This is a genomic window from Bacillus sp. GC_Bacil_1, from assembly GCF_026540675.1.
GTDB lineage: Bacteria > Bacillota > Bacilli > Bacillales > Bacillaceae_G > Bacillus_A > Bacillus_A cereus.
In genome coordinates this window covers 61,410-87,472 of sequence record NZ_JALNUG010000023.1, presented here as the reverse complement: position 1 = coordinate 87,472, position 26,063 = coordinate 61,410, and the positions used below count along the sequence as shown (strand labels likewise).

Below are 26,063 nucleotides of genomic sequence, written 5' to 3'. Positions count from 1 at the left end.
CCGCGCTGAATACCATATTTCATCGCAGCACCGATACCGCCACCTACAGCTGAATCTAAACCGAATGCACCTTTAAAGATTTCCGTAAACACATCTGGTATTAAATAGAAGTTTTTAATGACAACAAAAATAGCTACTGCAATATAAATAAGCGCCATTGGCGGAACAATCATTTCCGACATACGTGCAATACTTTTTACACCACCAAAAATAATAACCCCAACTAATGCAGCTAATACAATACCAACAATATAACGCTCTAAGCCAAATGCATTTTCAAACGCTAATGTTACTGTATTTGCTTGTACTGAGTTGAAAATTAAACCGTAACTAATTGTAATCAGAACAGAGAACCAAATCCCCATCCAACGTTTATTTAAACCTTTTTCCATATAATAAGCAGGACCACCGCGGAAGCCACTGCCATCTTTTATTTTATAAATTTGCGCAAGCGTACTTTCTACGAAACTTGAAGACGCACCGATAATCGCAATAACCCACATCCAAAATACAGCTCCAGGTCCTCCCATAGAAATAGCTAACGCTACACCAGCTAAGTTCCCGATACCAATACGAGCTGCAGAACTCATACAAAATGCTTGGAACGATGATACGCTGCCCTTTTTACGTGTCTTGCCAGTTAGTCCATCACTCATTAAACGAATCATTTCCCCTAAATGAGTAAGTTGTACGAATTTTAATTTAATAGAAAAATAAAGCCCTAAACCAATTAACATTGCAATAAGAATATATGACCAAAGAATCGTATTCGTTGATGAAACGAATTGTTCCAAAATATTCATACAATTAACCCCTCCTTTTCTCCATAAAACGAATTATATTTAAAAAACATTCAAAAATCAACATTTTTCGACAATTTGCAATTTCCAAATATTAGCCAAGCGCGAAGTAACAATATCTTTATGACTCTCCTCCCTCTAACTGTGCATACTAAAACAAAAAATAAATCTACAAACTACCCCATTGACAAAAACACCAACCTGTAACTATAATGATTACAACATGTTGTAACAAACTTAATTACAATACATTCATTCACTTTCAGATATACAATTTAACAAAACACTTTGGAGGGATTTATTATGAAAATCGGAATTATCGGAGCAACTGGTAAAGCAGGAAGTCGTATTTTAAAAGAAGCATTAGATCGTGGACATGAAGTAACTGCAATCGTAAGAAACGCCGCAAAAATTACAGAAGAAAACGTAAAAGTTTTAGAAAAAGACGTATTTTCTCTTACATCTAACGACCTACAAGCATTCGACGTAGTTGTAAATGCATTTGGCGCTCCAGCAGGACAAGAACACCTTCACGTAGATGCAGGAAACGTACTAATTGAAGCTATGAAAGGTACACCTAATACAAAATTACTTGTAGTTGGTGGCGCTGGAAGCTTATTTGTAGACGAAGAGAAAACAACACGTGTATTTGAGACACCAGGTTTCCCAGGCGAATACCTTGCAACAGCTCAAAACCAAGGTAAAAACTTAGAAATCTTACAACAAACAAACGATATTACTTGGACATTCATCAGCCCTTCTGCACTATTTGCATTAGGAAAACGTACTGGTTCTTACAAAGCTGGCAAAGACAATCTTCTTGTGAACGCAAAAGGTGATAGCTACGTAAGTTACGAAGACTTCGCAGTTGTAGCACTTGATGAAATCGAAAACCCAAAACATGTAAACGAACGCTTCACAGTAGTTTCTGAAGCTGAATAATAAAAAAAGCTCGTAAAACATTATGTTTTACGAGCTTTTTCTTATTATTGCACTTGCTCTAATCCATTTTGAGTAATCTTAAAGGATATTTCTTGCCCCTTCATCGCATCCTCTTTTTTAACTAACTCATTCTTTTTGTACCAATTCAAACGACTCGGTTCCGCATGATATACTTTCAACACATCTCCATACTCAAATGCCGTTCCATTTAATTGCCCAGCAAAATTCTTTGAAGTCTCTTGTCCTTCTGCCGTTACATGCTTTTTCTCATTTCCATTTTGATCATAAATCGTAAGGCCTATATACTGCTCATTTACAAAGCGATAATGAATCTCCTCATTTGTAAATGTTGCATGTAATTTCTTTTCAGCGTGGTTTAACGTAACAATTGAACGTGTTACATTCGAAACACCTTGATATACTATGCTATCTCCATATGTAACTTCCACAGATACTTCTGTCACTTTCTTATTCCCAAAGCTATCTTTCGTTTCTACTTTTGCTTTTTGTTCACCAATTTTTGTTGTATCCAGTTTTTCTACAAAACCAATTACTTCTCCATCTTTTACTTGAACAAAGTTTTTTGCATCTAATTTATCAGCGTTTGTTCCGATTACTACTTTTTGCGGTACAGTTGTTACTTCTTGCTTAGCTTCCATTCTTTCAAAGCCGTTTTCAGTAATTTTGAAGACTAGTTCCTTTATCTCTTTATTCTTTCCTTCTCCCGCATATACACCTTTTTTGTACCAGTGTAAGCGTGAAGATTCAGCATGATACACTTTCACCACATCTCCATATTCAAACGCTAGTCCGTTTATTTCCTTAGCAAAAGCTTCTGTACTCTCCAGCCCTTTTATCTCTATATTTTTCTTCTCTTTTCCCTCTCTGTTGTACAGAGTGAATGCAAAATACTTCTCATCTCCAAAATAATCATGAATCAAATTACTCGTATCCGTCGCACTCATTTTTTTCGCATCATGATGTAACGTTACAATTGATTTCATATCGTCACCACCATAGCTTAACCCATATACAAGTAAGCTATCTCCATATGTTACTTCCAGGAGAACTTCCGTCACTTGCTTATTTCCAAAGCTATCTTTCGTTTCCACTTTTACTTTTTGTTCACCGATTTTTGTCGTAATTGGTTTTTCTACAAATCCAATTACTTCTCCACCTTTTACTTGAACAAAATCTTTTGCATTTAATTTTTCAACTTCTGTCCCAATTACTACTTTTTGCGGTACTACCGTTACTTCTTGTTGAGCTTCCATTCTCTCGAAACCTTGCTCTGTCACTTTAAAGATCACTTCATGAACACCATACTGTGTATCCACTAGTTCATTCTTTTTATATACTTTAAATCTATCAAACTCTTTTTGATATACTTTTACTATATCTCCATATTCAAACGTCATTTCGTTGAATTGTTCCGCAAATCCTTTTGTATTTTCAGATGCTTTTACTGATAGAGTTTTCTTCTCTTTTCCATCTTTATCGTATACAGTCATCGCCATATACTTCTCATCTGCAAATGAAGTATGCATTGGACCTTCTGAATCTGTTGTACTGAATTTCTTTTCTTCATGATTTAACGTGACAACCGATTTAATATTTGTTCCTCCATAACTTGTACCGAAGAACATAATACTATCACCGTAAATCACTTCTAATGGAACTTCTGTCACCTTTTTATTACCAAAGCGATCTTTCGTTTCCACTTTTACTTTTTGTTCACCGATTTTTGCCGTAATTGGTTTTTCTACAAATCCAATTACTTCTCCATCTTTCACTTGAACAAAATCTTTTGCTTCTAATTTTTCAACGTCAGTTCCAATAACTACTTTTTGTGGTACTGCTGTTACTTCTTGCAACATATCCATTTTCTCGAAACCTTTTTCTGTCACTTTGAAGAATAGTTCTTTTGTTCCTTTTTTCTTACCTTGACCAGTAAGAGTATTATTTTGATACCATTTCAAACGATCTGGTTCTGCATGGAATACTTTCACTACATCTCCATACTCAAACTGCGTACCATTCACTTGTTCTGCAAAGTTTTTTGAAGTTTCTTGTCCTTCTGCTGTTACACGTTTTTTCTCTTTTCCTTCTCCATCATATAACGTGATTCCCATGTATAGCTCTTTATTAAAATACTTATGAATCTGGCTATTCATATCAGTCACATGGAATTTCTTCTCATCATGCTTTAACGTTACCACTGAAGCAATATCATTGTTATATCCTGCATATGCAATGCTATCTCCATAAACCACTTCTAATGGTACTTCTGTTACTTGGTTATTTCCAAAACGATCTTTCGTTTCTACTTTGGCTGTTTGTTTTCCAATTTTCGTTGTAGTTGGCTTTTCTACAAAGCCAATTACCTCTCCGTCTTTCACTTCAACAAAGTTTTTCGCTTCTAGCTTTTCTACTTCTGTTCCGACTACTACTGTTTGTGGCTTTGCTGTTACTTCTTGCAATGTTTTTAATCTCTCAAATCCATTTTCAGTAATTTTGAAGAATAATTCTTTTATTTCTTTATTTTTTCCTTCTCCCACATATAAACCCTTTTGATACCAATGTAAGCGTGAAGATTCTGCATGATATACTTTCACCACATCTCCATATTCAAATGCTAATCCATTTACTTCCTTGGCAAAAGCTTCTGTATTCTCCAACCCTTTTACCGCTATATTTTTCTTCTTTTTTCCCTCTTTATCGTACAGTGTAAATTCAAAATACTTCTCATCTTGAAAATAATCGTGAATTAAATTTTTTGTATCTGTTGCACTAAATTTTTTTGTACCATGGTGTAGAGTTACGGTTGACTTCAAGTCTCCCTCCCCGGTATATTTCAATCCATATACAAGTAGGCTATCCCCATATCCAACATTCACTACAACTGGAATGAAATTCTTATTTCCTTTTCCATCTACAATTTCTACTTTTACATTTTTTTCTCCAACTTCAGGCTTATCTTGCATAATCACACCTGTTGTCTTTACACCTTCTCCTAAATTCTGTACAAGTTCCTTTGCTTTTTTCTCATCATGTGTAGTACCGATTACTACATTTTGTATTTTTTCATTATTTGGCTCGCCATATGGAACTTCATATAACTCAGTTTGTTTTTCACGAATTGGATTGCTATCTGTAGATAACCATATTTCTTTTTCTAATTTTGGTAAATTTAATTTTTCAATCTTTTCTCTCGTAGCATCATTTGCAAATAATCCCCATTTATCAAAGAAAGGAATTAAATTTTGCCCTGCCACTTTTGACGTCATATAAATAAACATCTGCTTTTTCTCTTCATCAGATTTAGGCAGTTCTGTGTCATGTAACAAACGATACATTTGATGTAAATTCGGATAGAATTGTTCCCCATAAGCTAAATGTAACTGCCAAAACATAACTAATTTCTCAAATACATCCATCTTTTCTTGTGCATCTGGTTTACCTAAATAAGCAAATGCACCTTCATAGCGCCCCTCTTGCTCTAACCTTGTTTTATGCCCGAATGTAGTTTGAACTGCCAAAGAATAAATATTAACGGTTACTTCTCCAAGTCCATCCCATAACCAAGTATTCTGTTGATGTTGATGTCCCACTTCATGCCAAGGCCCCCATCCATCATTAGTTAACTCTTCTAGATTTAGTACTGGCCCTAAATTCCCTTTACTATAAGCTGTTCGATAATAAGTCGCATACATATAATTGTCCGTATACCAGTCTTCAACAAAATGAATGGAATGTTTACCTTGATTCGCAACACCCACACCACCTTTTGATAAACCTGATATCTTATGTTCTATATTAATTATTTCATCGTGTTTCTTTAATAACGCAGCTGGATCTTCTTGTTTTAAATGCTCCGCTACAGTCTCAGGATGCATAGTTAATAAACTATTTTCTCCCTTCATTTCTATTGCATATGGATCAGGATTCTCTGCCAACATACGTTTCCAATCTTTTGTCGTATGCTTTCCTAAAATAAATAAAGGATTTGTTGTACCACCTTTTTTCACTTTAGCGACTACTTCTCCTGTGTTGTGATAATTATAAAAGTATAATAGTCCCCCATTTGAAGAAGAAATTTTATTCTCACCAGGATTTAAATTGAATTGTTTAGGTTCTTCTTTTTCATAAGAATATGTACCAATATAAGCTTTAATCTGTTGAGTCCCTTCTACTTGAATAACTACTTCTTCACCCGGCTTTACATAAATGCCCGTTGGTTCATAAGGAGAAAAACTCATTCGACGCTGATGCAACTCACGCATCTCTTCTACATTACCTTTTGGCAGCAATTGATACACTCGCTCTTCTTGCTCTTTCTCCTTATCTTCCATCGTCATCTCTGCATACACCTTAGGTACTTCAAGTCCATATGGCGTTAATAACGTAACTAAACAAGCACCAGCTACTAATATCCTACTCGTCTTTTTCTTCGACATAATCTGTGTCCCCTGTTCCTTTATTTAAAGAAACTACCCTATATATTCATTTAATAAGAAATCCTATTATTTTTATAAAAACATGTAATGAATAGGCTAACACTTCGCGCACCTATATCAATCGCTACCGCATTTCTTCCTATGTATTCGCTTTCTTATATTATAAAATTTTGATGTACTGTATCCTCCTCACTTCTTTCCGCGTGTGATGAGTTCTCTTTCTACATAAAAAGGGTATAGTAAATGATATATTTTAGTCTTGTCATCTATACATCTAAAAATAAAAACAACAATATCATCTTACATTTTCTTCATATATGACCATCTATAGGTAGTTTTTCCAAATGAATTGTACACGCTTTACACTTTGTTTGATAGACTTTTCAATTAGAATAATGTTACAATTTTGTGAATTTAATCTATTAATCGTTACGTTTAGATTTTATTATTTCTAAATAGTTTTCCTATCATTAAAACAGCGTTTTATATAGTAAATAATTATTTTTATATAACTTTAAAACTCATATATAAAAAGCATTGGTTAACACCAATGCTTTCATCCTTACCTTTTATATTGATTCGGTTTATGCGGTTCATTTGGAGTATATGGCTTATTTGGTTTATTTGGAGCCTCAGCCTTTTTCCAACTTACCGCTAACTCTGGACTTGTTTTTTCTTCACTACGCTCAAGTAATACTACTGCATTTTGAATAGTCGGTGTACCTTTATGCGCAATTCCTTGTAGTTTCGTTAAATTTCCTGATACTTTAAAGCTAAATCCACCAGCTGGCGTTTGTTTCGGAATTAAAATGCGGAACTTCTCTCCTACATTAAATTCTGTTTTTGTTTCGCCTTTTTCATTTGCAAATTTCACGCCCGCTGGTGCACCTGTTGCTTGCACTTTATACGTTCCGCTTTTTGCATTTGTTTCTACTGTATATAAACCTGTTTCAAAGAAATCATTTTTTAATACTGCTTCTTGTTCTTCTGTAGGAGTTACACTCATCGTAATTTCTTGTAACTCTTCACTAGCGTTTGCTTTTGCAACGATGTCTTTCGTTACTTTCTCTACATTTTTATTGCGGAAATCTAAATCATTAACATCAATTTGTTTTAACGCATTCCATACTGCAAGCTGCGTTGCGTAATGCGCCTCTCTCCAATCAGATACTCCTAATTCTTGTGGGCTCTTTTGTGGATATCCATTCAACAGTACACGGTACACATTAATATCCACTTTACCCATTTCTGGTAAATCTTGACCACTCGGAGATTTTAAATCTACATTTAAGCAAAATGCAATTTTTCCATCTGCCGTTTTAATAAGTTCTGTTCGAATTGGTTTCTTCTTTGACTTACTATAACTCCAATTCATTTCATACTTTGTATGATCCATAACTTCTGCGAATGCTTTTTGAAGTGGGAATAATACAAATAAGACACTTAAAAACATAGCTAAAAGTTTGAACGATTGCTTTATATTCATGTTTACAGCCCCTTAATAACAAACTTAATACTAAGTAGTATTTAATTAGAAAATATTTTTATGCAAAAAAAAGAGCGCATAAAAGCACTCTTTTTTCTTTCTTACTTTAATCTTAGAAATCGAAGTTATCAGGATCTGGACCAACGCGGTGATTTTGGTTTAACGCATCGATTTTTTCCATGTCTTCTTTTGTTAATTCAAAGTTAAATACATCAGCATTTGCAATAATGCGGTGTTCTTTCGTTGATTTTGGAATTGTAATTACTCCGTTTTGAAGATCCCAACGTAAAATCACTTGTGCTGTTGTTTTACCGTGTTTCTCAGCAATTTCTTGTAATGTTTCATTATCTAATAATTGACCTTGCATAAGTGGTGACCATGCTTCCATTTGAATACCTTGTTCTTTACAGAAAGCTTGTAATTCTTTTTGTGTTAAACGAGGGTGATATTCTACTTGGTTAATCATTGGCTTAATTTCTGCATCTTTCATTACATCTTGTAAGTGATGAATTTGGAAGTTACTTACGCCAATTGCACGTACGCGATCTTCTTTATAAAGTGTTTCTAGCGCTCTCCACGTATGTTTATATTTTCCTTCTACAGGCCAGTGAACAAGGTATAGGTCTAAATAATCTAATTCTAATTTCTTTAAGCTCTCTTCGTATGCAGCAATTGTTTCTTCATATCCTTGATCTGCGTTCCATACTTTTGAAGTGATAAATAATTCTTCTCTTGAAATACCAGTCGCTTCAATACCTGCACGGATTCCTTCACCTACAGCTTTTTCATTTCCGTAAATTGCAGCTGTATCGATGCTACGGTATCCTGCTTTAATCGCTGATTTTACAGCTTCTACAAGTTCTGGTCCTTCTTCTACTTTAAATACACCTAAACCGAACCAAGGCATTTCTACACCATTATTTAATACTGTTTTACTTTGTAAGTTTTTCATTTTATTTTCGCTCCTTTTATTTTACTTGATCTCTTTTTTCTAATGTCATGCTCCATGCTGTTAAAATCACAGCACCTACTACCATAAGACCGCCTACCCAAGCAGTATGGATTAATCCTAACGAATTCGTTACGAGGCCACCTATATAAGAACCTAAAGCGATTCCTCCGTTAAATGCGGCAATATTAATTGCTGAAGCAACATCAACCGCACTTGGAACAAAGCGCTCTGCCAATATAACTACATATACTTGTAGCCCTGGAACATTCATAAATGCGAATAGTCCCATGAAAATAATTGTGATTAATCCAGCTACTTTAAATGGCGCTGTAAATGTTAAAACAAATAATATGATCGCTTGAATAAAGAACATGTAAAATAGCGCTCGAATCGGATTATGATTCGATAATTTCCCGCCAACCATATTCCCTATCGCAATGGCGATTCCATACACTAATAAAATGATAGTAACGGTACTTGCTTCAAATCCTGTTACTTCTTGTAATAGGGGTGATAAATACGTAAATGTTACGAATGTACCACCGTATCCAAGTGCAGTAATAATGAAAACAAGTAATAGTCTTCCATTTTTAATTAATTTAAATTGATCACGAAACGATACAGGTACACCATTTTTTAAATTAGATGGGACGAGTATACTGTTTGCGATGAAAGCAATAATTCCAATTACGACAATCGCCATAAATGACGCTCTCCAGCCAAACTCTTGACCGATAAATGTTCCAATTGGCACACCAGTAATAGTCGCAACTGTTAATCCAGTAAACATAATCGCAATTGCGCTAGCACGTTTATTCTCTGGTACGATTGCAGCTGCAATTGTAGATCCAATTGACATAAACACACCATGTGCAAACGCAGATACAATTCTTGCGATAATTAATACAGTGAAGCTTGTTGCTACCGCCGCAATGCCATTACCAATAATGAAAATAACCATAATCCACATTAATAATGTCTTTCGCGACATACTAGCCGTTAACGCTGTTAAAACAGGAGCTCCTACCGCTGCTCCTAACGCATATAAGGAAACCGTTAAACCGGCTGTTGTAACCGAAACATTTAAATCTTTTGAAATAGATGGTAGTAAACCGACACTAATAAACTCGGTCGTACCAATCCCAAACGCACTAATTGCTAGCGCTAATAAAGCAAACATACTTCTTCGATTCGTCTGAGCTTCCGAAGATGGTACTGTATATGAACTCAATTGAATTCCTCCTTATTACAAGAAATCCAATCATAATAGTATGATAAAAAGGCCCTTTTATCTTCTAAAAAATATATTTCATACTTACAAATGCTATTATGAATGGTTTCATTCCTTTTTTGAAGAACGCACTTTAAAGTACGATAGGCACTAAAAAGTAACATAGTCACTTTTTGGTACCGTACTACTCATTTGCCTCTTACATGTGCTATTATGAAACATATTTAACATAATAAAAAGTACGTACTTTAAAGTGCTATAGGTACTAAAAAGTAACATTTGTATTATTAAACTTACTTTACTCAAAAAGGGAGGGGTTCATATGAAGAAATACAATATTCCTGTAGAGGCGACTTTAGAAGTTATCGGCGGCAAATGGAAAGTTGTTATTCTTTGTCACTTAACGAAAGGTACAAAGAGAACGAGTGAATTAAAACGCTCAATGCCTGGTATTACACAAAAAATGTTAACGCAGCAATTACGTGAATTAGAAGACGACGGGGTCATTCAAAGAAAAGTATACAACCAAGTCCCACCGAAAGTAGAATATTCTCTTACCGACTACGGTTGGTCTTTAGAATCCATTCTTGACTCTCTTTGTTCTTGGGGCGAATGCCATCTTGAAAAAGAAGGTAACACATCGATGCTAATTGCAGAAGGTGAATAATAGGAAAAAGGAAAAAATGAACATGAATTTGTTCGTTTTTTCCTTTTTTTCTATATATATATGTACATTTCTAACTGAAACAAAATATTTTATACGCTTTCATACCTTGTCAGCACTACGTTATACACTCAATATCAAATAATTAGGAATCATTTTTATGTTAACATAGGTGTATATAGTATATAATATAGGATATATATTATATACACTTTCCGGTAACGGAGCTTTTCCATTATGCGGACAAGCCATATATCGGACAGTTCATAAATAATAAGTAAGACGTTATGGTTTTAGATTTATGTTTGCAGCTTACTTGCTGTCATAAATTTAAAGGCATTTTATTGTGTTTTGTGAAACTTTGCATAAAGTTTCGTAAACGTTTACTATCTTACTTATAAAAAATAAGAGTATTGCTATCGTAAAGGAGAATTGGAGATGCCAGAAACTATGACTCAAACAAAGCCAGAACAAGAAACTGTACAAATTTCTGCTAGCCAAGGACAACTTGATGTACTTGATCAGTTGTTAAAACCTGAGGTACAAGAATCATTAACAACACTAGTAGAACAGCTTCCAAAATTAACTGAGCTTGTTAACATTTTAACTAAGTCTTATGACTTCGCTCAAACTGTTGCTACTGATGAAGTATTAAAAAGCGACACTGTTGGTGCAATTACAGAGCTTGTAGAACCTGTAAAAGATACAGTGAAAAGCATGGCTGCAACTGCAATCGAAGCGAAAGATCGTGCTGACGAAAGCAACGAAGTTATCGGCCTATTCGGTCTGTTAAAATTACTAAAAGATCCACAAGCACAAAAAATGTTCCGCTTTGTGAACGCATATCTTCAAATTAGTGCAGAACGTAACAATAAATAATTTAACTTATAACAACAATTAGTAAAGACGGGGGATATCATACTATGTCAAAACAAATTGTCATCTTAGGCGCTGGTTATGGCGGTCTTCTTGCCGCTTTAAACGTACGTAAATATTACAGCAAATCAGAAGCACAAGTTACAGTGATTAACCAATACCCAACACACCAAATCATCACTGAATTACACCGCCTAGCAGCTGGTAACGTGTCTGAGCAAGCAATTGCAATGCCACTTACAAAGCTTTTCAAAGGTAAAGATATCGATCTTAAAATTGCAACAGTTGAGTCATTCTCAGTTGATAGCAAAGAAATCAAACTAGCTGGTGGCACTACTTTATCTTACGATGCACTTGTAGTTGCTTTAGGAAGTAAAACTGCTTACTTCGGTATTCCAGGACTAGAAGAAAACAGCATGGTATTAAAATCTGCTGCTGATGCAAACAAAATCTACAAACACGTTGAAGACCGTATTCGTGAATATGCGAAAACGAAAAACGAAGCTGATGCTACAATCGTAATCGGTGGTGGCGGATTAACTGGCGTTGAGCTAGTTGGTGAGCTTGCTGACATTATGCCTAAACTTGCAAAAAGCCACGGCGTAAATCCAAAAGAAGTTAAACTTCTTCTTGTTGAAGCAGGTCCAAAAATCCTTCCAGTATTACCAGACCACTTAATCGAACGTGCAACTACTAGCCTAGAAGCACGCGGCGTTACATTCTTAACTGGTCTTCCTGTAACAAACGTTGCTGGCAATGAAATCGACTTAAAAGACGGTCAAAAACTTGTTGCTAACACATTCGTTTGGACAGGCGGCGTACAAGGTAACCCATTAATCGGTGAATCAGGTCTTGAAGTTAACCGTGGACGTGCAACAGTTGATGCATACCTACAATCTACTTCTCACAAAGACGTATTCGTTGCTGGAGACAGCGCAGTTGTCTTCGCTCCAGACGGACGTCCATACCCACCAACTGCACAAATCGCTTGGCAAATGGGTGAGTTAATTGGATACAACTTATACGCAGCACTAGAAGGCAAAGCATTCGAAGAGTTCGCACCTGTAAACTCTGGAACACTTGCTAGTCTAGGACGTAAAGATGCGGTTGCTACAATTGGAGCAAGCAATACTCCACTTAAAGGCTTACCAGCATCATTAATGAAAGAAGCAAGTAACGTTCGTTACTTATCACACATTAAAGGTCTATTCAGCTTAGCTTACTAATCTGAATATAAGCCCGAATCATGCCCAGCATGGTTCGGGCTATTTTTATCCGTAATTTTCTCTAACTTATTTATTCGGCAGAAGAATAATATAACCCTTTTAATTATCTAAATTTACTGATTATTTTATGTCCAAATTGTGTATACGAAAAGATGGAAGTATTCTTCCTACTCCCATCCTTTCACACAAACTATTCGCCTAACTTCACAAGGCTGTAGTTCTTCTTCCCTTTACGAATAATAATAAATCTTCCATCAAATGAATTTTCTACAGTAACATCCGTACCCACATCTGTTACTTTCTCACCATTCATAGAAATCGCACCATTATTAATGTCTTCGCGTGCTTGGCGTCTAGATGGTTCAATTCCTAAATCGACTAGCCACTCTACGATGTTTTTCGTCTCTTTTGAAGACTGGAATGTTGGCATTTCTTTAAAGCCTTGTTCAATTTCATCAGCTGTTAACGATTTAATATCCCCGCTAAATAACGCTGCTGTAATCTTCTCAGCTTGTAATAATGCCTCTTCTCCATGAACGAATTTCGTCATTTCTTCCGCTAACACTTTTTGCGCTTCACGTTTATGAGGTTCCGCTTCTACCTTCGCTGCTAATTCATCAATACGCTCTTTCGTTAAGAACGTAAAGTATTTCAAGTATTTAATTACGTCACGGTCATCTGTATTTACCCAGAACTGGTAAAATTCAAACGGTGTCGTTTTTTCAGGATCAAGCCAAACCGCACCACCTGCTGATTTACCAAACTTCGTACCGTCCGATTTTAATAATAACGGAATCGTTAATCCGAATACTTTCGCCTCATGACCTTCTAACTTACGAATTAAATCTAAACCACTCGTAATATTTCCCCACTGGTCACTACCACCAATTTGAAGTTGAACATCCTCTTTCGTGTATAAATGATGGAAATCCAGCGCTTGCAAAATTTGGTACGTGAATTCTGTGAAAGAAATACCTGTATCTAAACGGCTTGCTACAATATCCTTCGCTAACATGCTATTGATGCTAAAGTTTTTCCCGTAATCACGTAAAAACTCAATAATATTTATTTCATGTGTCCAATCATAGTTATTTACCATCTTCACTTCGCTATTTCCGCCAAAATCAAATAGCTTTTTCATTTGTGCTGTTAACGCATCTACATTATGCTGAACCACTTCTAACGTTTGAAGTTGACGCTCCGATTGTCGTCCACTCGGATCACCAATTGTTCCTGTTGCCCCGCCAATTAAAATAACAGGATGATGGCCAGCTAATTGGAATCTCTTCATCATCATAAACGGAATCAAATGTCCGATATGCATACTATCACCAGTCGGATCAACTCCGCAGTATAGTGAAATCTTTTTCTCTTCTACTAGCTTACGTAAACCTTCTTCGTCAGTCTGCTGATTAACGGCGCCACGCCATTCTAATTCATCAATAATATTCATCTTTTGTCATCCCCTTTATTTTTTAAAAACAAAAAAGCCCCTATGTCTACGATAGACATAGGGACGATTATTCACCGTGTTACCACCCAGTTTGCATAAATAGCATAGCTACTCATACCACTCTTAGCAATAATATCGATTGCTAGTCCGCTTAGCATTACCTAAGATACTCCAGAGTGTAATTCGCAAGTTTGTTTGTGCTAGGTTCCAGCAACCCCTAGCTCTCTCGTTAACAGTGACAAACTGCTACTGGGCTCTTTCAACGTATGTTATTTGTTAAATTATTAGCATTATATTGAATTGAAAACAAATTGTCAACAATACCCAAATATTATTTTAAAATAATTCATATCTTCATACGTATTTCGTTATTCCTTATCTTCTCCAATAATCCTTACTTCTCGCTCTAACTTCACGCCAAATTTCTCTTCAACTGTCTTTTGTACGAAGTGAATTAAATCGATGTAATCTTGTGCTGTTCCGTTATCAACATTCACCATAAATCCAGCGTGTTTTAAAGAAACTTCCACTCCACCAATTCGCTTACCTTGTAGTCCTGAGTCTTGAATCAACTTACCAGCAAAGTTATTTGGTGGACGCTTAAATACGCTACCACATGAAGGATATTCTAGAGGCTGTTTTGACTCACGCTTAAACGTTAAATCATCCATTTTTGCTTTAATTTCTTCACGTACACCTTCTTCAAGTTCAAATCTCGCTTCAAGAATAATGTAATGGTTGTTAGCAAATACACTCTTACGATATCCAAATTCAAACGCTTCTTTCGTCAAAGTACGTAGCTCTCCATCACCTGTCATTACAACAGCTTCTGTTAACACAAACGATACTTCACCACCGTAAGCACCAGCATTCATATATAACGCTCCGCCAACTGAACCTGGAATACCACAAGCAAACTCAAGACCCGTTAAGTTATGGTCTAAAGCAATACGTGATACGTCAATAATTGCTGCACCACACTGTGCTACAATCGTCGTTCCTGTTACAGTAACACCTGTAATATGAATTAAACTTACTGTAATCCCGCGAATTCCACCATCTTTAATAATGACATTCGATCCATTTCCTAAAAACGTAACTGGAATATTATATTCGTTCGCATATTTGATAACTTCTTGAATTTCATCATAATTTGTAGGCGCAACAAAAACATCTGCTTTTCCGCCAACTTTAATATGCGTATGATTCTTTAACATTTCATCTTGTTTAACATGTCCTTCAGGCAATACCGTACTTAAATATTTATAAACCTCTTGCATATTCATTTTACGATTCCTCTATTTCTATATTCATTTTATCCCGTTATACGGGCCCATAATATCCCCACGTACATGAAAGAACCTAAAGTGGTGGATACAGTGTACCCAAAATCAATTCGAGACACCTATAAACCTCTTAATTTATAAGAGGTGCCACTCATATTAAAATATATATTGCATAATAAAGCAACCCAAATGGACTACTAAACTTGACATGTCATCAGAAAGACAACAATTTGTAAAATATGTGACTTTTTCAAAACACTATCCCTCAGTATCTTACTATACCATACAAAAAGAAAGTGGTATTTTTTTGTACTTTTTACTTTATTTACATCAATGAAAAAAGAGCACATTCCACAGAATGTGCTCTTTCTATACTCATTAAATTATTTTTCGTTCTCTTCTTTTTCCTTATCAAACCATAATAGCTCATCGTCATCCACTTCACCATTATAATTGATTAAAATTTCTTCTCCCGCTTTTATATCCTTATACGCGAAGAAGTTAAAAGTATGATTCTCGAAGACAATTTCATACGTTGCATTCGGATTATATGCATGATTAAATAACATGCCGTATCCTAACAGGAATGCCGTATGATTTACCCCATACTCAAATGCGTAGTCAGCAAGTAACGTTTTTTCAATGTGTTCATGCTGTTCATTCGGATAAGAGATAACTGGTGCTGAGTGAATCAACTCACCCTTTTTAATATCACGAGTTGCAAATACACCTCTATTAAATTCTCCATCACTAAGTTCAGAAGTCTTAACTTCAATCATATTCGTCACCTATATAATTCTTTCTTTGAAGTATTTTATCCCGCTATTTGCGAGGTTCAACTAATAATCAGTAGGTATTAGTCTCACTTTATCTCCTTAAGCTTGGCAGAAAACGCGCAGAAAAGCAATTAAATTACTATCAAGTATTTATTTAAATGAAAAAAGAGCACACATGGTGTGCCCTTTTCAAGAAATATTACTTTTCTAGAATATCTTCTAGTAACTTCACTTGCTCGCTAACAGTATGTAACGTCTTCACCGATATATCATTTCGATGTTTTTCTTCTTCCACACTCGCTAGCACTTCTTCTGTAGCTGTAGAAGTTTGCTGAATTACGTTAGAAGCATGCGTAACATCCTTTACAATATTCGTCGTTTTAACTTGGAAACTTTCTTGATGAACAACAACCTCTCGCATTACTTTATTAATCGCATCAATAAACTTCCCTAAATCAGTTACGTTTGTTAAAACGCTTGCTAACATTTCGTTACACTCTTCTTGTACTCTTTCTGACTTCTCTACCTGCACTTCTACCTTACTTGCTTGATTACTAAACTCCTTCAAAATCCCTTGAATTCTTCCCGCAGAACGATTTGATTCTTCAGCAAGCTTTAACACTTCACTCGCTACAATAGCAAAACCTTTTCCATGCTCGCCTGCCCTGGCAGCTTCAATATTTGCATTTAAAGCTAGCAAACTCGTCTGACTTGAAATATTCGTTATTACATCTACAATTTCATTAATTTGTTTCGATTGCATCATTAAATCTCTAAATATAATTCCAGACTGTGCAACAACATCATTTAAACTTCTCATGTTAGCTTCAAAATTTCTTAAAGTATGTACGCTACCCTTTGAAATTTCTAAACTTTTATCCACACGAGCCGATGCAGTTCTTACTTGAGATATAATTTGTTCAATATTCCCCTCCATATCATTCAATACTTCTACCGAACGATACATCATTTCTGATTGTGATTGCGTACCAACTGCTACCTCTTCAAAGGCAAAATTAATTTCACTCATCGATTCCATCGACGTGTTCATATTTTGTCTTAAATGATTGAAATTACTATCTAGTTTCACAACTGTTTCTTCAATAAGTCTTTGCGTCTCTTCTAACTCCTGAGCTTTTCTCATTACTTCTTGCTTCTCATCACTTAAACGAAGGAGCAGATTAGAACCGATTTTCGTGACGCCCCACATAGCGATTGTTACAATCGCTAACAAACTTGCGAAATTAGCAGCTTCAGATGAGGCTGTATAAGCAAAAAATTGCTCCGGCCAATAGCTACAAAGGATAAATGTGATTACAACAGCTACCCCGCCAAGAATTAAAATGAGGCGCTCACTTAAGTAAATAAGTGAAACAGCTAATGTAAAATAGACCATTTGAAATACAGCCGGGCTTTCATTAAAAGCTTGTACCATAATGTAAGACATTGTAAGCAACATAAATGTCATGATATATTTATACGCTGATTCCATACTTTTTATAAAAGTAAAAAGCGTTCCAAATACAACGACAGAAATACCACAGATCCAAAACGCCATTGCTCTCTCTGTAAAAATATATCCATAATACCCAATCGCGATTATCCCAAGGAAGAAACTACAAATCGTTATAAACAGTAATAAATGATTTTTCTGTGATTCTTTCTCAAGGTTAGAAAAACAAGTCCTCTTTAACCACTCCATATGAAGCCCCACCTTCTACTTATACATATCAATTACTTCAGTTTAAATACCGCACTTACTGGGTTATGATCGCTATTTTCAAACTTTAAATCTTTCCCTTGTACATTTACAATCTCTACATTCGGTGAAACGATAAAGCCATCAATAATAGTGACGAAATTTTCACCTTCTACATATTTCTTTACATCATCTCTCACAGTCATAACAGACGGATCTACAGCCCACTTAAAGCCACCGTCTGTAAAGTCCTTCGGTAACTCTACTAACCACTCAGGACGCTCTTTCACGAACTTCGGATCACTTAATTGAGCGTTTGAAACTAATTGATTCCAATCTCCGCCCATTATTACGTAATCACCATTTTCATAATGCTTGTTCATATATTCTTTTAAGTACTCTACTTGCTGTTTTCTAATTTTCCCGCCTTCATCATAAGCAGACAAATGTAAATTTACGAGTCTAACATGTTTCCCATTATTAACAGGGATTTTATATTCCACAATTGCTCGATCTAAATCAAACAAACGCTTTGGCCAAGGCTCCATTCCAGGAAGCTGGAACCTCTTCGCTTCTTGAACAGTGTATTTAGAAAACGTACTTAATCCAGCCTCCGCATATCCCATTGGATTTGTTATTGGCACTGGAACCCATTTCGTATCGTAGTTCTTGCCAAATGACGAAACATAATCAGGTAATCCTTTTTTCAAAAATTCATGTTCATTTACATCAAATGAACGAAGTGACTTTATATCAACTTCTTGTAATAGTGCAAAATCACTATTCTCATTTTGTAAAAACGAAAGCATATTCTTTAAATTAGTTTCCGTTTGCTCTTTACTACTTGAACCAGATCCCTTTCCACCATCCATAAAGAAATCTTGATCCTTATCTAACCCAGCATATCCAATATTAAATGTTGTAACTTTAAATTCATTTCCAGTCGCTAATACGCGCTCCTTATTATTCTCCACCTTCAAGCTTGTAACATCAGCAGGCTGTTCTTTAGTAAGTGTCATATACGCTAGAAATCCTCCTACAATGCCCGCTACTACTAAAACACATATAAATACGATTTTAAAAAATTTCTTCAAATAAATGACTCCTTTTCACGCGAATTTATTTTTCTTTATTTTCAGTCAAATAAAACAAAACGACACACATAAGAAACATTTTATCATAATTAAAACCTTATATCACTATATTTAGTTGATAAGTAATCGATCCCATTTTAATTACTTAAAAAGCCTTCAGACATCAAAAAAAGAAAAGTTACACCCTCCTCCTCACTGGAAATTAAACGGTATATTTAGTACACTATATGTAATAATCATAGGCGATGGAGTTCGCCATAAACGCTGCTTAGCTAATGACTCCTACCAGTATGGATACTGGTAGGAGTCTATTTTTTTGAGCAAGCTATTTAAAGAGGTGAGAAAATTGATTTATATTATCGTTGGCATTGCTGGTATATTAGGAGCTCTTTCTCGTTATTATTTAGGTCTTAATATCAACACATTTTGGCATCATTCATTTCCATTGGCAACATTACTCATTAACTTAATCGGTTGCTTTTTCTTAGCGTGGCTAACTACTTATATCGTTCGGCTAAACATCTTACCTTCAGAGGTTATCACAGGCATCGGAACTGGATTCATCGGTTCCTTTACGACTTTTTCAACATTTAGTGTAGAAACTGTGCAATTGATCAATCATTCTGAGTGGAGCATAGCCTTCTTATATGTATCATGCAGCATACTTGGTGGCCTCATTATGTCTGGCCTTGGCTATACACTTGGAGATTTCTTAATTAAGAAATCTCTTACGGAAGGTGATTACTCATGATAGAAGCTTTATTAGTCGCAACAGGAGGATTTTTCGGTGCGATTACACGATTTGCAATTAGCAATTGGTTTAAGAAAAGAAATAAAACACAATTTCCAATTGCTACATTCCTTATTAATATAACAGGGGCATTTTTACTTGGATATATAATTGGCAACGGAGTCACTACAGGCTGGCAACTATTATTAGGTACTGGATTTATGGGCGCATTCACTACATTTTCTACGTTTAAATTAGAATCTGTTCAGCTTCTCAATCTAAAAAAACCGTACATCTTCCTTTTATATTTAAGTGCTACTTACATAATTGGTATCCTCTTCGCATTCCTTGGAATGAAGCTAGGCGGAATATAAAAAAAGCGACTCTATTGAGTCGCTTTTTTTCATAAGAAATATGTCCCGCCATATGGAATGGAAAATAAACCAGCTGGATGTACATCGTAATGTACAATTTGCATCGGAAGTTGTGAATACGGCATATACTGACTTTGCAACATTTGTGCAAAATATGCTTGTTGTTGCATTTGAATAGCTTGATTCACAGCATGAATTGTCCCCTGTGCCCCAGCCAGTGTAATAGCTGCTCCTACTTGTCTTCCATTATAAAAATGATGGTTCATCATGATTCATCTCACTTATTCTTTTTCTTCCATATGGTATGTTTCTATTTCATAGTAAGTGTTTTGTCCCTATAGGTTGCCCCTATCTATTGCCCTTTTTTAGCTTGGAAGTAATAAATCCAAATAATAATACACCAATACCACTAAGGAACAATACATAACTTATCGGTACTAGGAAAAAGAAAGGTTCTTCAAGGAATCCATCCGCTCCTACTTTACTGTTTGAAGCATGTATAGTTAAAGAAATAATCGCTAAAATCATGAAAGAAATAGCTACTACGTATTTATTTTTCATTTCACATTCTCCTCTACTTATGTAATTCTTCTTAAATCGTTAACATCATATTATCTAAAATAACATTAACAGTCAATAATTATTTATCGTTTAACAATAAATAATTATTGACTAGACTAATAAAAAAAGGTTTGCGAAGCATCTTAAATTCCTTCACAAACCTTCTAAATTATAAATATTTACACTTCAAACCTCTTGCTTAATACAATATACATTGCGCAAAATAGCACGAATATCCCAGCATAAATTAACAAAATCTCTACACTAAACATATCCGACAACGGACCAAATATTATCATTCCTAAAGGAAGCGCGCATGAATTCGCAATTTGTACAAGGCTGAACATCCGTCCGTGCATCGATGGTTCTACTTTCTCCTGCAATAACACAGTAACTGGTGTATTGAAGCACGGCATTGTTATACCAATTAAAAAATTAAATACTAAATACATAATAAATATCGGTGCTATTCCGAGTCCAATCATAAGCAGTCCATATAATGCACAAGCTAGCGCTGTTGTATACATACGATTACGAAAGCCACCCCACGCCGCAATCAATACGCCACCAGCTGCCGCACCCGCACTAAAGGTCATCTCACTAGCAGTAAGTCTCCACATTTCAGCCCCGAAAGAACGAGTTACCATTAAAGGTGTTAAAAAAGCAGCTGGACTTATTAAAATCATGACGATAATCAATAAAACGATTAGCCTTTTAATAAATACATTTTCTTTTAAATAAGAGAATCCTTCTTTAATTCCTTGTAGATTAGATTTTTGCTTATTCTCTGCATTCACATGTCCCTCTACTTGAATGATAAGCATAATACTAATTCCAATCATAGCCGTAATAACATCAATAAAAAATGTTGTTTCAATGCTGGCAATAGAAAGAATCGCAGCACTTGCTGCTGGAGAAAGAAACATAATTAAAGATGTAATACTGCTATTTATTCCATTTACTTTCATAAGATACTCTTTCGGAACGATTTGCGGAATTAATGCATTCACAGCTGGCGTTTGTACTCCTGTTCCAGCTGAACGAATGAGTAACACAATAAAAAGTAACCAAATACTTTTATATCCTGTTAAAAATAAAATTGCTAAAACTAACGTCGCAATCGCTATAATCCCGTCCGATAACATAATCATCTTTTTACGGTCATAACGATCAATCCAAACACCTGCAAACAAAGATATCGCAATTTGTGGTAGGAAACCGCAAACAGTTGAAATAGTCAACATCACTCCTGATGATGTTGTAAGGGTGATATACCATATAATCGCGTATTGCACGAGAGAGGAGCCGAACAACGAAATAGTTTGAGCGGTCAAAAATAATATAATTTTCGTTTTCCAATTGTTTTCACTCATATGTTTCACACCCCCTTAACTAATCCTGTCTCTATATGAAAGATGCTATCTGCCCAATCAAGATAAAAACTCGCTTCGTGAGATACGAGGATAATGCTGCCCTTAAACTTAATTAGCGCCTTTTGCAAAGCTTCCTTCGCTTCTGCATCTAAATGATTTGTCGGCTCATCTAAAATTAAGAAGTTACAAGGTGATAGTAATAATCCGCACAGTTTCACCTTCGATTGTTCACCACCACTTAACGTACGAATTTCTTGCGAAACGTGCGTATCCTTCACTCCACACGCAGCTAAATGATGGCGTATTTCCTTCATATTCAGTTTAGGAAACTGTTCTGAAATAATTTGAAGCGGCGTTAAAGAATCGTTGCTCCAATTTAAATCTTGCTCATAATATCCAATCTTTATTTGCTCTGAAAAGTGAAACTCTCCAGAAATACTAGCAATATTTCCAACGATTGTTTTTAATAAAGTAGATTTCCCTACTCCATTGAAACCTGTAATAACAAGTTTTTGCCCACCCATTACTGAAAAATTCAACTTTGGTAAGAGAGCGAAGTCGTAACCAACTTCAAGGTTATTTACTTCAAGAACTGTCTGAACTGAAATGGGAAGTTCCTGAAAATGAATAGACGGTTTATGAGTAAAACTTGGTGGCGCAATTCTTTCCATACGCTCCAATTGTTTTCTACGACCTTGCGCTATTTTTGAATTCACCCCAGCAATATTTCTACGAATATACTCTTCCGTTTTTTCAATTTTCTTTTGCTGTGCATAATATTGGCGAATATAATCTTTTCGTAAATGCTCCTTTTGTCTTACAAAATCTGAGTATTTACCGTAATACTTCTTAACTGTTCCGAACTCTACATCACATATGCAAGAAGTTACTTTTTCCAGAAAATCAAAATCATGTGACACTACAATAAACGCTCCTTCAAAATTCATTAAATAATTAGCAAGCCACTCCACATGCTCCTTATCAAGAAAATTCGTCGGTTCATCTAGTAATAAAATATTAGGCTCTTCTAATAAGAGCTTCGCTAAAATTACCTTTGCACGCTGCCCTCCGCTTAATTCACCAATAACACGATTCATCCCAATCGCATCAATACCTAAACCGGCTGCCACCTTATTCGTAATACTGTCTACTGAATAAAAATCACGAGCTTCAAGCTGCTCTTGCATTTCAGCTGCTTTTAGTAGTTGATTCTCATCTCCAGTCATCGCACTTTCTTCATATAACTTGTTCATTCTCTTTTCCATTTCATACAAATCATAAAAAGCTCTCTTTAAATATTGTGAAATGGTATAACCCTCATCAATTTCAGCGTATTGATCAAGATGCCCAATTTGAATATTAGGTTGCCACTTTATGTCTCCCTTATCAGAAATAATCTCCCCCACCAATATTTTCATTAATGTGCTTTTCCCTGCACCATTCTGCCCAACAATTCCCATATGCTCCCCTTTATGCAAATCAAAAGAAGCATTCTCGCATAATACTTTATCTATAAAACTATGTGATAAACTTTCAACTTTAAGTAAACTCATTTTTATTCCTCTTTTCCTGAAATTAAAAAAAGCAGAGAGATAGCGTCATTCGACACTAGCCCTCTGCTTCGTGGTTTTTCCTATACTACTCCAATTTACGGTAAAGACTCATCGGAATAATATACACAAAGGGCCATAGACAAAGCATTGTCTATGGCCCCTTAATCTATTTTATACACCAGCTGAAAAACCATAACGAAATAAGCATAGATAAACTATACTTTTTTAGAAAAGTTATTCAGCCGATGAATATAGGGGATTTATACCCCTTGATTAAGCTCCGTACAACGCTTCACCGTATACATTTGTGCGGAGCAAAGTTTTCTAATGAGTTTTACAAATTTTATATAAAGCATATTCTGCACCTTCCTTAATACTTAAAAGGGATTTTAGCATACGGTTTTACGAAGCGTCAACATTACTTCCGAATCTTTCAACTACTTGTTTTCAAAATATTGCTTCTGAAACATACACATTCTTATCGCATTATGATAGTTACCATCAACGAAAAACTCATCGATAAGTTCGCCTTCTACCATAAATCCAACCTTTTTATAAACATGTACTGCTTTTTCATTTTCCTTATCCACAACTAAATATATCTTATGCATATTTAATACAGCGAAAGCATAATCCATTGCTAAACGCGTCGCCTCTACTGCATAACCATACCCTTGATAATTCGGATCAATAATAATTTGGAATTCTGTTCTACGATGAATATAATCGATTTCTACTAACTCAACTAATCCAACCATTTCATTGTCTTTCTCAACGATAAATCGGCGTTCGCTTTGATCATGTATATGTTTATCGTATAAGTCTTGCAGCTCCACAAATGCCTCATATGGCTCTTCAAACCAATACGACATAATATGCGCATTATTATTCAGTTCGTGTACGAACTTTAAATCTTCTCGTTCCAATGGACGTAACTTCAATTCCTGATTCATTCCTATAACCTCCAAGTAAAAGAAACCTCTTCACTTAATTTCTCAATTTTTTTCGATTTCAAACGCCCTAATTTCATTGTAAACTTTCAAGCAACTTGAAGGTCAAGATGTAAAAAAGTAGTGCAAACTTACGTCTGCACTACTACTCTTTTCTCAAATCTCTCATATTCGATATGTATAAAGCAATAACTAAAACAAGAATTGCTCCTGCGTATAATAACGTCTCCATCGGTTCCTCATGAGACACAATAATCAATCGAATTAAGGCCGTAATTCCGATATAAATAAAATAACGTAACGGGAAATGATAATTCGATTTAAAATACTTAATAATTAATGCAATGAACTCGAAGTATAAGAAATAAACGATGATACTTTCAACCAATTTATAAGACGTATACTCTTTTGCCGAAAAAATATACTGCACAAATGTAATTGTCTCATTCACTAAGAAAATTGATAACACAATGGATAATATAATTAAAGCTATATTTAATATCCATTGCAAAACACTAGCTATAACATGATCGATATTAAATGACTTCATACTCTCTTTAGACTCCCCTTCGTATAAGTACTTATTTATTATAGCAAAATTACGATTGGAAAGAAGTTAAATCATATATTCGTCCTTTGTTGTTTCCAGTGTAGGGAAGATTTAGTGTGTGGAGAATTCTGTTTACAACCATACCCGACGAAACATGGAGAAACTCTTTCAAATTACCGTTCGTACATGTCTTACTAATGAGCAATGCATAATCTCGTATAGCATCCACATGTGCCACTTTTGAAAAATCTTTACAACTTGTACAACGCCAACCCTTCTTAACTTTAACCATTGGAATAACTAAGCATTTCTCACATTGTACTCCATTTAGCAACTCCTCTTTTTCTATTTTATATTGCTCAAGTATATTTTGTTGAAGTGGAGAATGCTCCGCTATTATTTGATGAATGAGCCTATCTACATTATCTATAACTTTTCTCTTATATTTACTTTCAAACCACTTTATTTTATGAGGTAAATTGGCACTATGAATAATTGTATGAAGAAGATTGTCATCTGAAGATTTTATAATGGTACGAGGCGAGCTAATAACAACGAGGGACTCAATTGGAAGACTAGAGGAAAATCCATGTGAGTTTAACCATTTCTTTAGTTGTATTTCTTGCCTTTTTATTTGTAAAACCGGATCTGGAAATCCCTCTGAATTTCCTTCTGTTATTCGGATAAGTTGATTAAACTTTGCATCAAACATTAATGTACCTGCTATATTTTTTATCTCAAGAAAAAGAAGAAACTTTGTGGAAAGGATAATAGTATCAATTTGAAAGTATTTATCATAATTACATAAGCGAACATCATGTAAGACACTATACTCTTTCTCAGAAATAAAACTAAGCGGATAATCAATCGCTTGCTCTCCTTTATACCCCGCCATGTGTTTTGCCAAGTTTTCTCCAATTAAATTTCGTTTCGGATGATGTACAGGTAACCTTCTAAGAAGTGCTTCTAACTGTCTTATATAAATCGGCATTTTTCTCTCTTTCACAATCACCTCAAACACCCCTTTACA

General features: G+C 35.2%; 23 protein-coding genes, 1 riboswitch and 1 other annotated feature. Of the genes, 6 read left to right on the top strand and 17 right to left on the bottom strand.

From position 1 onward, the window contains the following. Positions 1-803: alanine/glycine:cation symporter family protein (locus tag OXT04_RS25960; protein WP_267418592.1), on the bottom strand; the 803-nt coding region annotated here is incomplete at its 3' end. Between the two features lie 300 nt (positions 804-1,103). On the opposite strand from OXT04_RS25960, the gene OXT04_RS25955 reads away from it, so the two are divergent. After that, complete coding sequence (locus OXT04_RS25955) at positions 1,104-1,742, top strand: NAD(P)-dependent oxidoreductase (protein WP_267418590.1); 639 nt, start codon at positions 1,104-1,106, stop codon at positions 1,740-1,742. 44 nt (positions 1,743-1,786) lie between these two features. Here the strand turns inward: OXT04_RS25955 and OXT04_RS25950 are convergent, their stop codons facing one another. From OXT04_RS25950 to OXT04_RS25935, 4 genes are all read right to left on the bottom strand, one after another. Beyond that, positions 1,787-6,199 carry a putative mucin/carbohydrate-binding domain-containing protein gene (locus OXT04_RS25950; protein WP_267418588.1) on the bottom strand — a complete coding sequence of 1,471 codons (4,413 nt, stop codon included), beginning with the start codon at positions 6,197-6,199 and terminating at the stop codon, positions 1,787-1,789. A 562-nt stretch (positions 6,200-6,761) separates the two neighbouring features. Continuing rightward, entirely contained in the window at positions 6,762-7,685 is a 924-nt protein-coding gene (locus OXT04_RS25945) for a thioester domain-containing protein (RefSeq protein ID WP_001022533.1), read from the bottom strand. A gap of 112 nt (positions 7,686-7,797) precedes the next feature. Further along, positions 7,798-8,637 (bottom strand): aldo/keto reductase, encoded by an 840-nt coding sequence (locus tag OXT04_RS25940; RefSeq protein ID WP_090978091.1) that lies wholly within the window; start codon positions 8,635-8,637, stop codon positions 7,798-7,800. A 16-nt stretch (positions 8,638-8,653) separates the two neighbouring features. Beyond that, positions 8,654-9,817, bottom strand: a complete 1,164-nt coding sequence (locus tag OXT04_RS25935; protein ID WP_168410432.1) for an MFS transporter — start codon at positions 9,815-9,817, stop codon at positions 8,654-8,656. A gap of 373 nt (positions 9,818-10,190) precedes the next feature. Between OXT04_RS25935 and OXT04_RS25930 the strand changes: the two genes are divergently transcribed. From OXT04_RS25930 to OXT04_RS25920, 3 genes are all read left to right on the top strand, one after another. After that, the gene (locus OXT04_RS25930; protein ID WP_000760481.1) at positions 10,191-10,535 is read left to right on the top strand and encodes a winged helix-turn-helix transcriptional regulator; all 345 of its coding nucleotides are present in this window, start codon (positions 10,191-10,193) and stop codon (positions 10,533-10,535) included. Between the two features lie 435 nt (positions 10,536-10,970). Then, positions 10,971-11,411, top strand: coding sequence for a DUF1641 domain-containing protein (locus OXT04_RS25925; protein ID WP_001115309.1), 441 nt, complete (start codon positions 10,971-10,973; stop codon positions 11,409-11,411). Between the two features lie 44 nt (positions 11,412-11,455). Beyond that, positions 11,456-12,634 (top strand): NAD(P)/FAD-dependent oxidoreductase, encoded by a 1,179-nt coding sequence (locus OXT04_RS25920; protein ID WP_000043198.1) that lies wholly within the window; start codon positions 11,456-11,458, stop codon positions 12,632-12,634. A gap of 190 nt (positions 12,635-12,824) precedes the next feature. Here OXT04_RS25920 and tyrS read toward each other — a convergent pair whose 3' ends face one another. The 5 genes from tyrS to OXT04_RS25895 form a co-directional block, all read right to left on the bottom strand. Continuing rightward, on the bottom strand, positions 12,825-14,087 hold the full coding sequence (gene tyrS / locus OXT04_RS25915; RefSeq protein ID WP_075719252.1) for a tyrosine--tRNA ligase: 1,263 nt from the start codon (positions 14,085-14,087) through the stop codon (positions 12,825-12,827). Between the two features lie 56 nt (positions 14,088-14,143). Beyond that, positions 14,144-14,359, bottom strand: a binding site (T-box leader). Between the two features lie 96 nt (positions 14,360-14,455). Beyond that, on the bottom strand, positions 14,456-15,373 hold the full coding sequence (murB, locus tag OXT04_RS25910) for a UDP-N-acetylmuramate dehydrogenase (RefSeq protein ID WP_001057106.1): 918 nt from the start codon (positions 15,371-15,373) through the stop codon (positions 14,456-14,458). A 383-nt stretch (positions 15,374-15,756) separates the two neighbouring features. Beyond that, positions 15,757-16,152 (bottom strand): SET domain-containing protein, encoded by a 396-nt coding sequence (locus tag OXT04_RS25905; RefSeq protein WP_000573651.1) that lies wholly within the window; start codon positions 16,150-16,152, stop codon positions 15,757-15,759. A 196-nt stretch (positions 16,153-16,348) separates the two neighbouring features. After that, positions 16,349-17,851, bottom strand: a complete 1,503-nt coding sequence (locus tag OXT04_RS25900) for a DUF4077 domain-containing protein (protein ID WP_097821528.1) — start codon at positions 17,849-17,851, stop codon at positions 16,349-16,351. A 32-nt stretch (positions 17,852-17,883) separates the two neighbouring features. Next, positions 17,884-18,942, bottom strand: a complete 1,059-nt coding sequence (locus OXT04_RS25895; RefSeq protein WP_000713106.1) for an endonuclease/exonuclease/phosphatase family protein — start codon at positions 18,940-18,942, stop codon at positions 17,884-17,886. A gap of 232 nt (positions 18,943-19,174) precedes the next feature. Continuing rightward, a riboswitch (Fluoride riboswitch) is annotated at positions 19,175-19,234 on the top strand. Between the two features lie 54 nt (positions 19,235-19,288). Here OXT04_RS25895 and crcB (OXT04_RS25890) point away from each other — a divergent pair. Next, positions 19,289-19,693 carry a fluoride efflux transporter CrcB gene (gene crcB, locus OXT04_RS25890; RefSeq protein WP_033795540.1) on the top strand — a complete coding sequence of 135 codons (405 nt, stop codon included), beginning with the start codon at positions 19,289-19,291 and terminating at the stop codon, positions 19,691-19,693. Continuing rightward, positions 19,690-20,046, top strand: coding sequence for a fluoride efflux transporter CrcB (gene crcB / locus OXT04_RS25885; protein WP_000568579.1), 357 nt, complete (start codon positions 19,690-19,692; stop codon positions 20,044-20,046). Before crcB (OXT04_RS25890) ends, crcB (OXT04_RS25885) begins: the two co-directional genes overlap by 4 nt. Before the next feature lie 29 nt (positions 20,047-20,075). Here crcB (OXT04_RS25885) and OXT04_RS25880 read toward each other — a convergent pair whose 3' ends face one another. From OXT04_RS25880 to OXT04_RS25850, 7 genes are all read right to left on the bottom strand, one after another. Next, positions 20,076-20,315: a DUF3947 family protein gene (locus OXT04_RS25880; RefSeq protein ID WP_000980931.1), complete on the bottom strand. Its 240-nt coding sequence runs from the start codon at positions 20,313-20,315 to the stop codon at positions 20,076-20,078. 79 nt (positions 20,316-20,394) lie between these two features. Further along, positions 20,395-20,607: a DUF3955 domain-containing protein gene (locus tag OXT04_RS25875; RefSeq protein WP_000792612.1), complete on the bottom strand. Its 213-nt coding sequence runs from the start codon at positions 20,605-20,607 to the stop codon at positions 20,395-20,397. A gap of 179 nt (positions 20,608-20,786) precedes the next feature. Continuing rightward, on the bottom strand, positions 20,787-21,980 hold the full coding sequence (locus tag OXT04_RS25870) for an MFS transporter (RefSeq protein ID WP_016513211.1): 1,194 nt from the start codon (positions 21,978-21,980) through the stop codon (positions 20,787-20,789). Between the two features lie 5 nt (positions 21,981-21,985). Beyond that, entirely contained in the window at positions 21,986-23,533 is a 1,548-nt protein-coding gene (locus OXT04_RS25865) for an ABC-F family ATP-binding cassette domain-containing protein (protein ID WP_267418570.1), read from the bottom strand. Between the two features lie 437 nt (positions 23,534-23,970). Beyond that, on the bottom strand, positions 23,971-24,486 hold the full coding sequence (gene speG / locus OXT04_RS25860) for a spermidine N1-acetyltransferase (RefSeq protein ID WP_001071095.1): 516 nt from the start codon (positions 24,484-24,486) through the stop codon (positions 23,971-23,973). A 142-nt stretch (positions 24,487-24,628) separates the two neighbouring features. After that, on the bottom strand, positions 24,629-25,033 hold the full coding sequence (psiE, locus tag OXT04_RS25855; RefSeq protein ID WP_000834708.1) for a phosphate-starvation-inducible protein PsiE: 405 nt from the start codon (positions 25,031-25,033) through the stop codon (positions 24,629-24,631). Positions 25,034-25,082: 49 nt separating this feature from the next. Beyond that, positions 25,083-26,039: a nuclease-related domain-containing protein gene (locus tag OXT04_RS25850; protein ID WP_072940943.1), complete on the bottom strand. Its 957-nt coding sequence runs from the start codon at positions 26,037-26,039 to the stop codon at positions 25,083-25,085. Positions 26,040-26,063: the final 24 nt, after the last annotated feature.

What these genes read in the sequence shown, in the direction of transcription:
- OXT04_RS25955 (WP_267418590.1), top strand. Translation starts at nt 1,104, where the DNA reads ATGAAAATCGGAATTATCGGAGCAACTGGTAAAGCAGGAAGTCGTATT.
- OXT04_RS25950 (WP_267418588.1), bottom strand. Translation starts at nt 6,199, where the DNA reads ATGTCGAAGAAAAAGACGAGTAGGATATTAGTAGCTGGTGCTTGTTTA.
- OXT04_RS25945 (WP_001022533.1), bottom strand. Translation starts at nt 7,685, where the DNA reads ATGAATATAAAGCAATCGTTCAAACTTTTAGCTATGTTTTTAAGTGTC.
- OXT04_RS25940 (WP_090978091.1), bottom strand. Translation starts at nt 8,637, where the DNA reads ATGAAAAACTTACAAAGTAAAACAGTATTAAATAATGGTGTAGAAATG.
- OXT04_RS25935 (WP_168410432.1), bottom strand. Translation starts at nt 9,817, where the DNA reads ATGTTTGCTTTATTAGCGCTAGCAATTAGTGCGTTTGGGATTGGTACG.
- OXT04_RS25930 (WP_000760481.1), top strand. Translation starts at nt 10,191, where the DNA reads ATGAAGAAATACAATATTCCTGTAGAGGCGACTTTAGAAGTTATCGGC.
- OXT04_RS25925 (WP_001115309.1), top strand. Translation starts at nt 10,971, where the DNA reads ATGCCAGAAACTATGACTCAAACAAAGCCAGAACAAGAAACTGTACAA.
- OXT04_RS25920 (WP_000043198.1), top strand. Translation starts at nt 11,456, where the DNA reads ATGTCAAAACAAATTGTCATCTTAGGCGCTGGTTATGGCGGTCTTCTT.
- tyrS (WP_075719252.1), bottom strand. Translation starts at nt 14,087, where the DNA reads ATGAATATTATTGATGAATTAGAATGGCGTGGCGCCGTTAATCAGCAG.
- murB (WP_001057106.1), bottom strand. Translation starts at nt 15,373, where the DNA reads ATGAATATGCAAGAGGTTTATAAATATTTAAGTACGGTATTGCCTGAA.
- OXT04_RS25905 (WP_000573651.1), bottom strand. Translation starts at nt 16,152, where the DNA reads ATGATTGAAGTTAAGACTTCTGAACTTAGTGATGGAGAATTTAATAGA.
- OXT04_RS25900 (WP_097821528.1), bottom strand. Translation starts at nt 17,851, where the DNA reads ATGGAGTGGTTAAAGAGGACTTGTTTTTCTAACCTTGAGAAAGAATCA.
- crcB (WP_000568579.1), top strand. Translation starts at nt 19,690, where the DNA reads ATGATAGAAGCTTTATTAGTCGCAACAGGAGGATTTTTCGGTGCGATT.
- OXT04_RS25880 (WP_000980931.1), bottom strand. Translation starts at nt 20,315, where the DNA reads ATGATGAACCATCATTTTTATAATGGAAGACAAGTAGGAGCAGCTATT.
- OXT04_RS25875 (WP_000792612.1), bottom strand. Translation starts at nt 20,607, where the DNA reads ATGAAAAATAAATACGTAGTAGCTATTTCTTTCATGATTTTAGCGATT.
- OXT04_RS25870 (WP_016513211.1), bottom strand. Translation starts at nt 21,980, where the DNA reads ATGAGTGAAAACAATTGGAAAACGAAAATTATATTATTTTTGACCGCT.
- OXT04_RS25865 (WP_267418570.1), bottom strand. Translation starts at nt 23,533, where the DNA reads ATGAGTTTACTTAAAGTTGAAAGTTTATCACATAGTTTTATAGATAAA.
- speG (WP_001071095.1), bottom strand. Translation starts at nt 24,486, where the DNA reads ATGAATCAGGAATTGAAGTTACGTCCATTGGAACGAGAAGATTTAAAG.
- psiE (WP_000834708.1), bottom strand. Translation starts at nt 25,033, where the DNA reads ATGAAGTCATTTAATATCGATCATGTTATAGCTAGTGTTTTGCAATGG.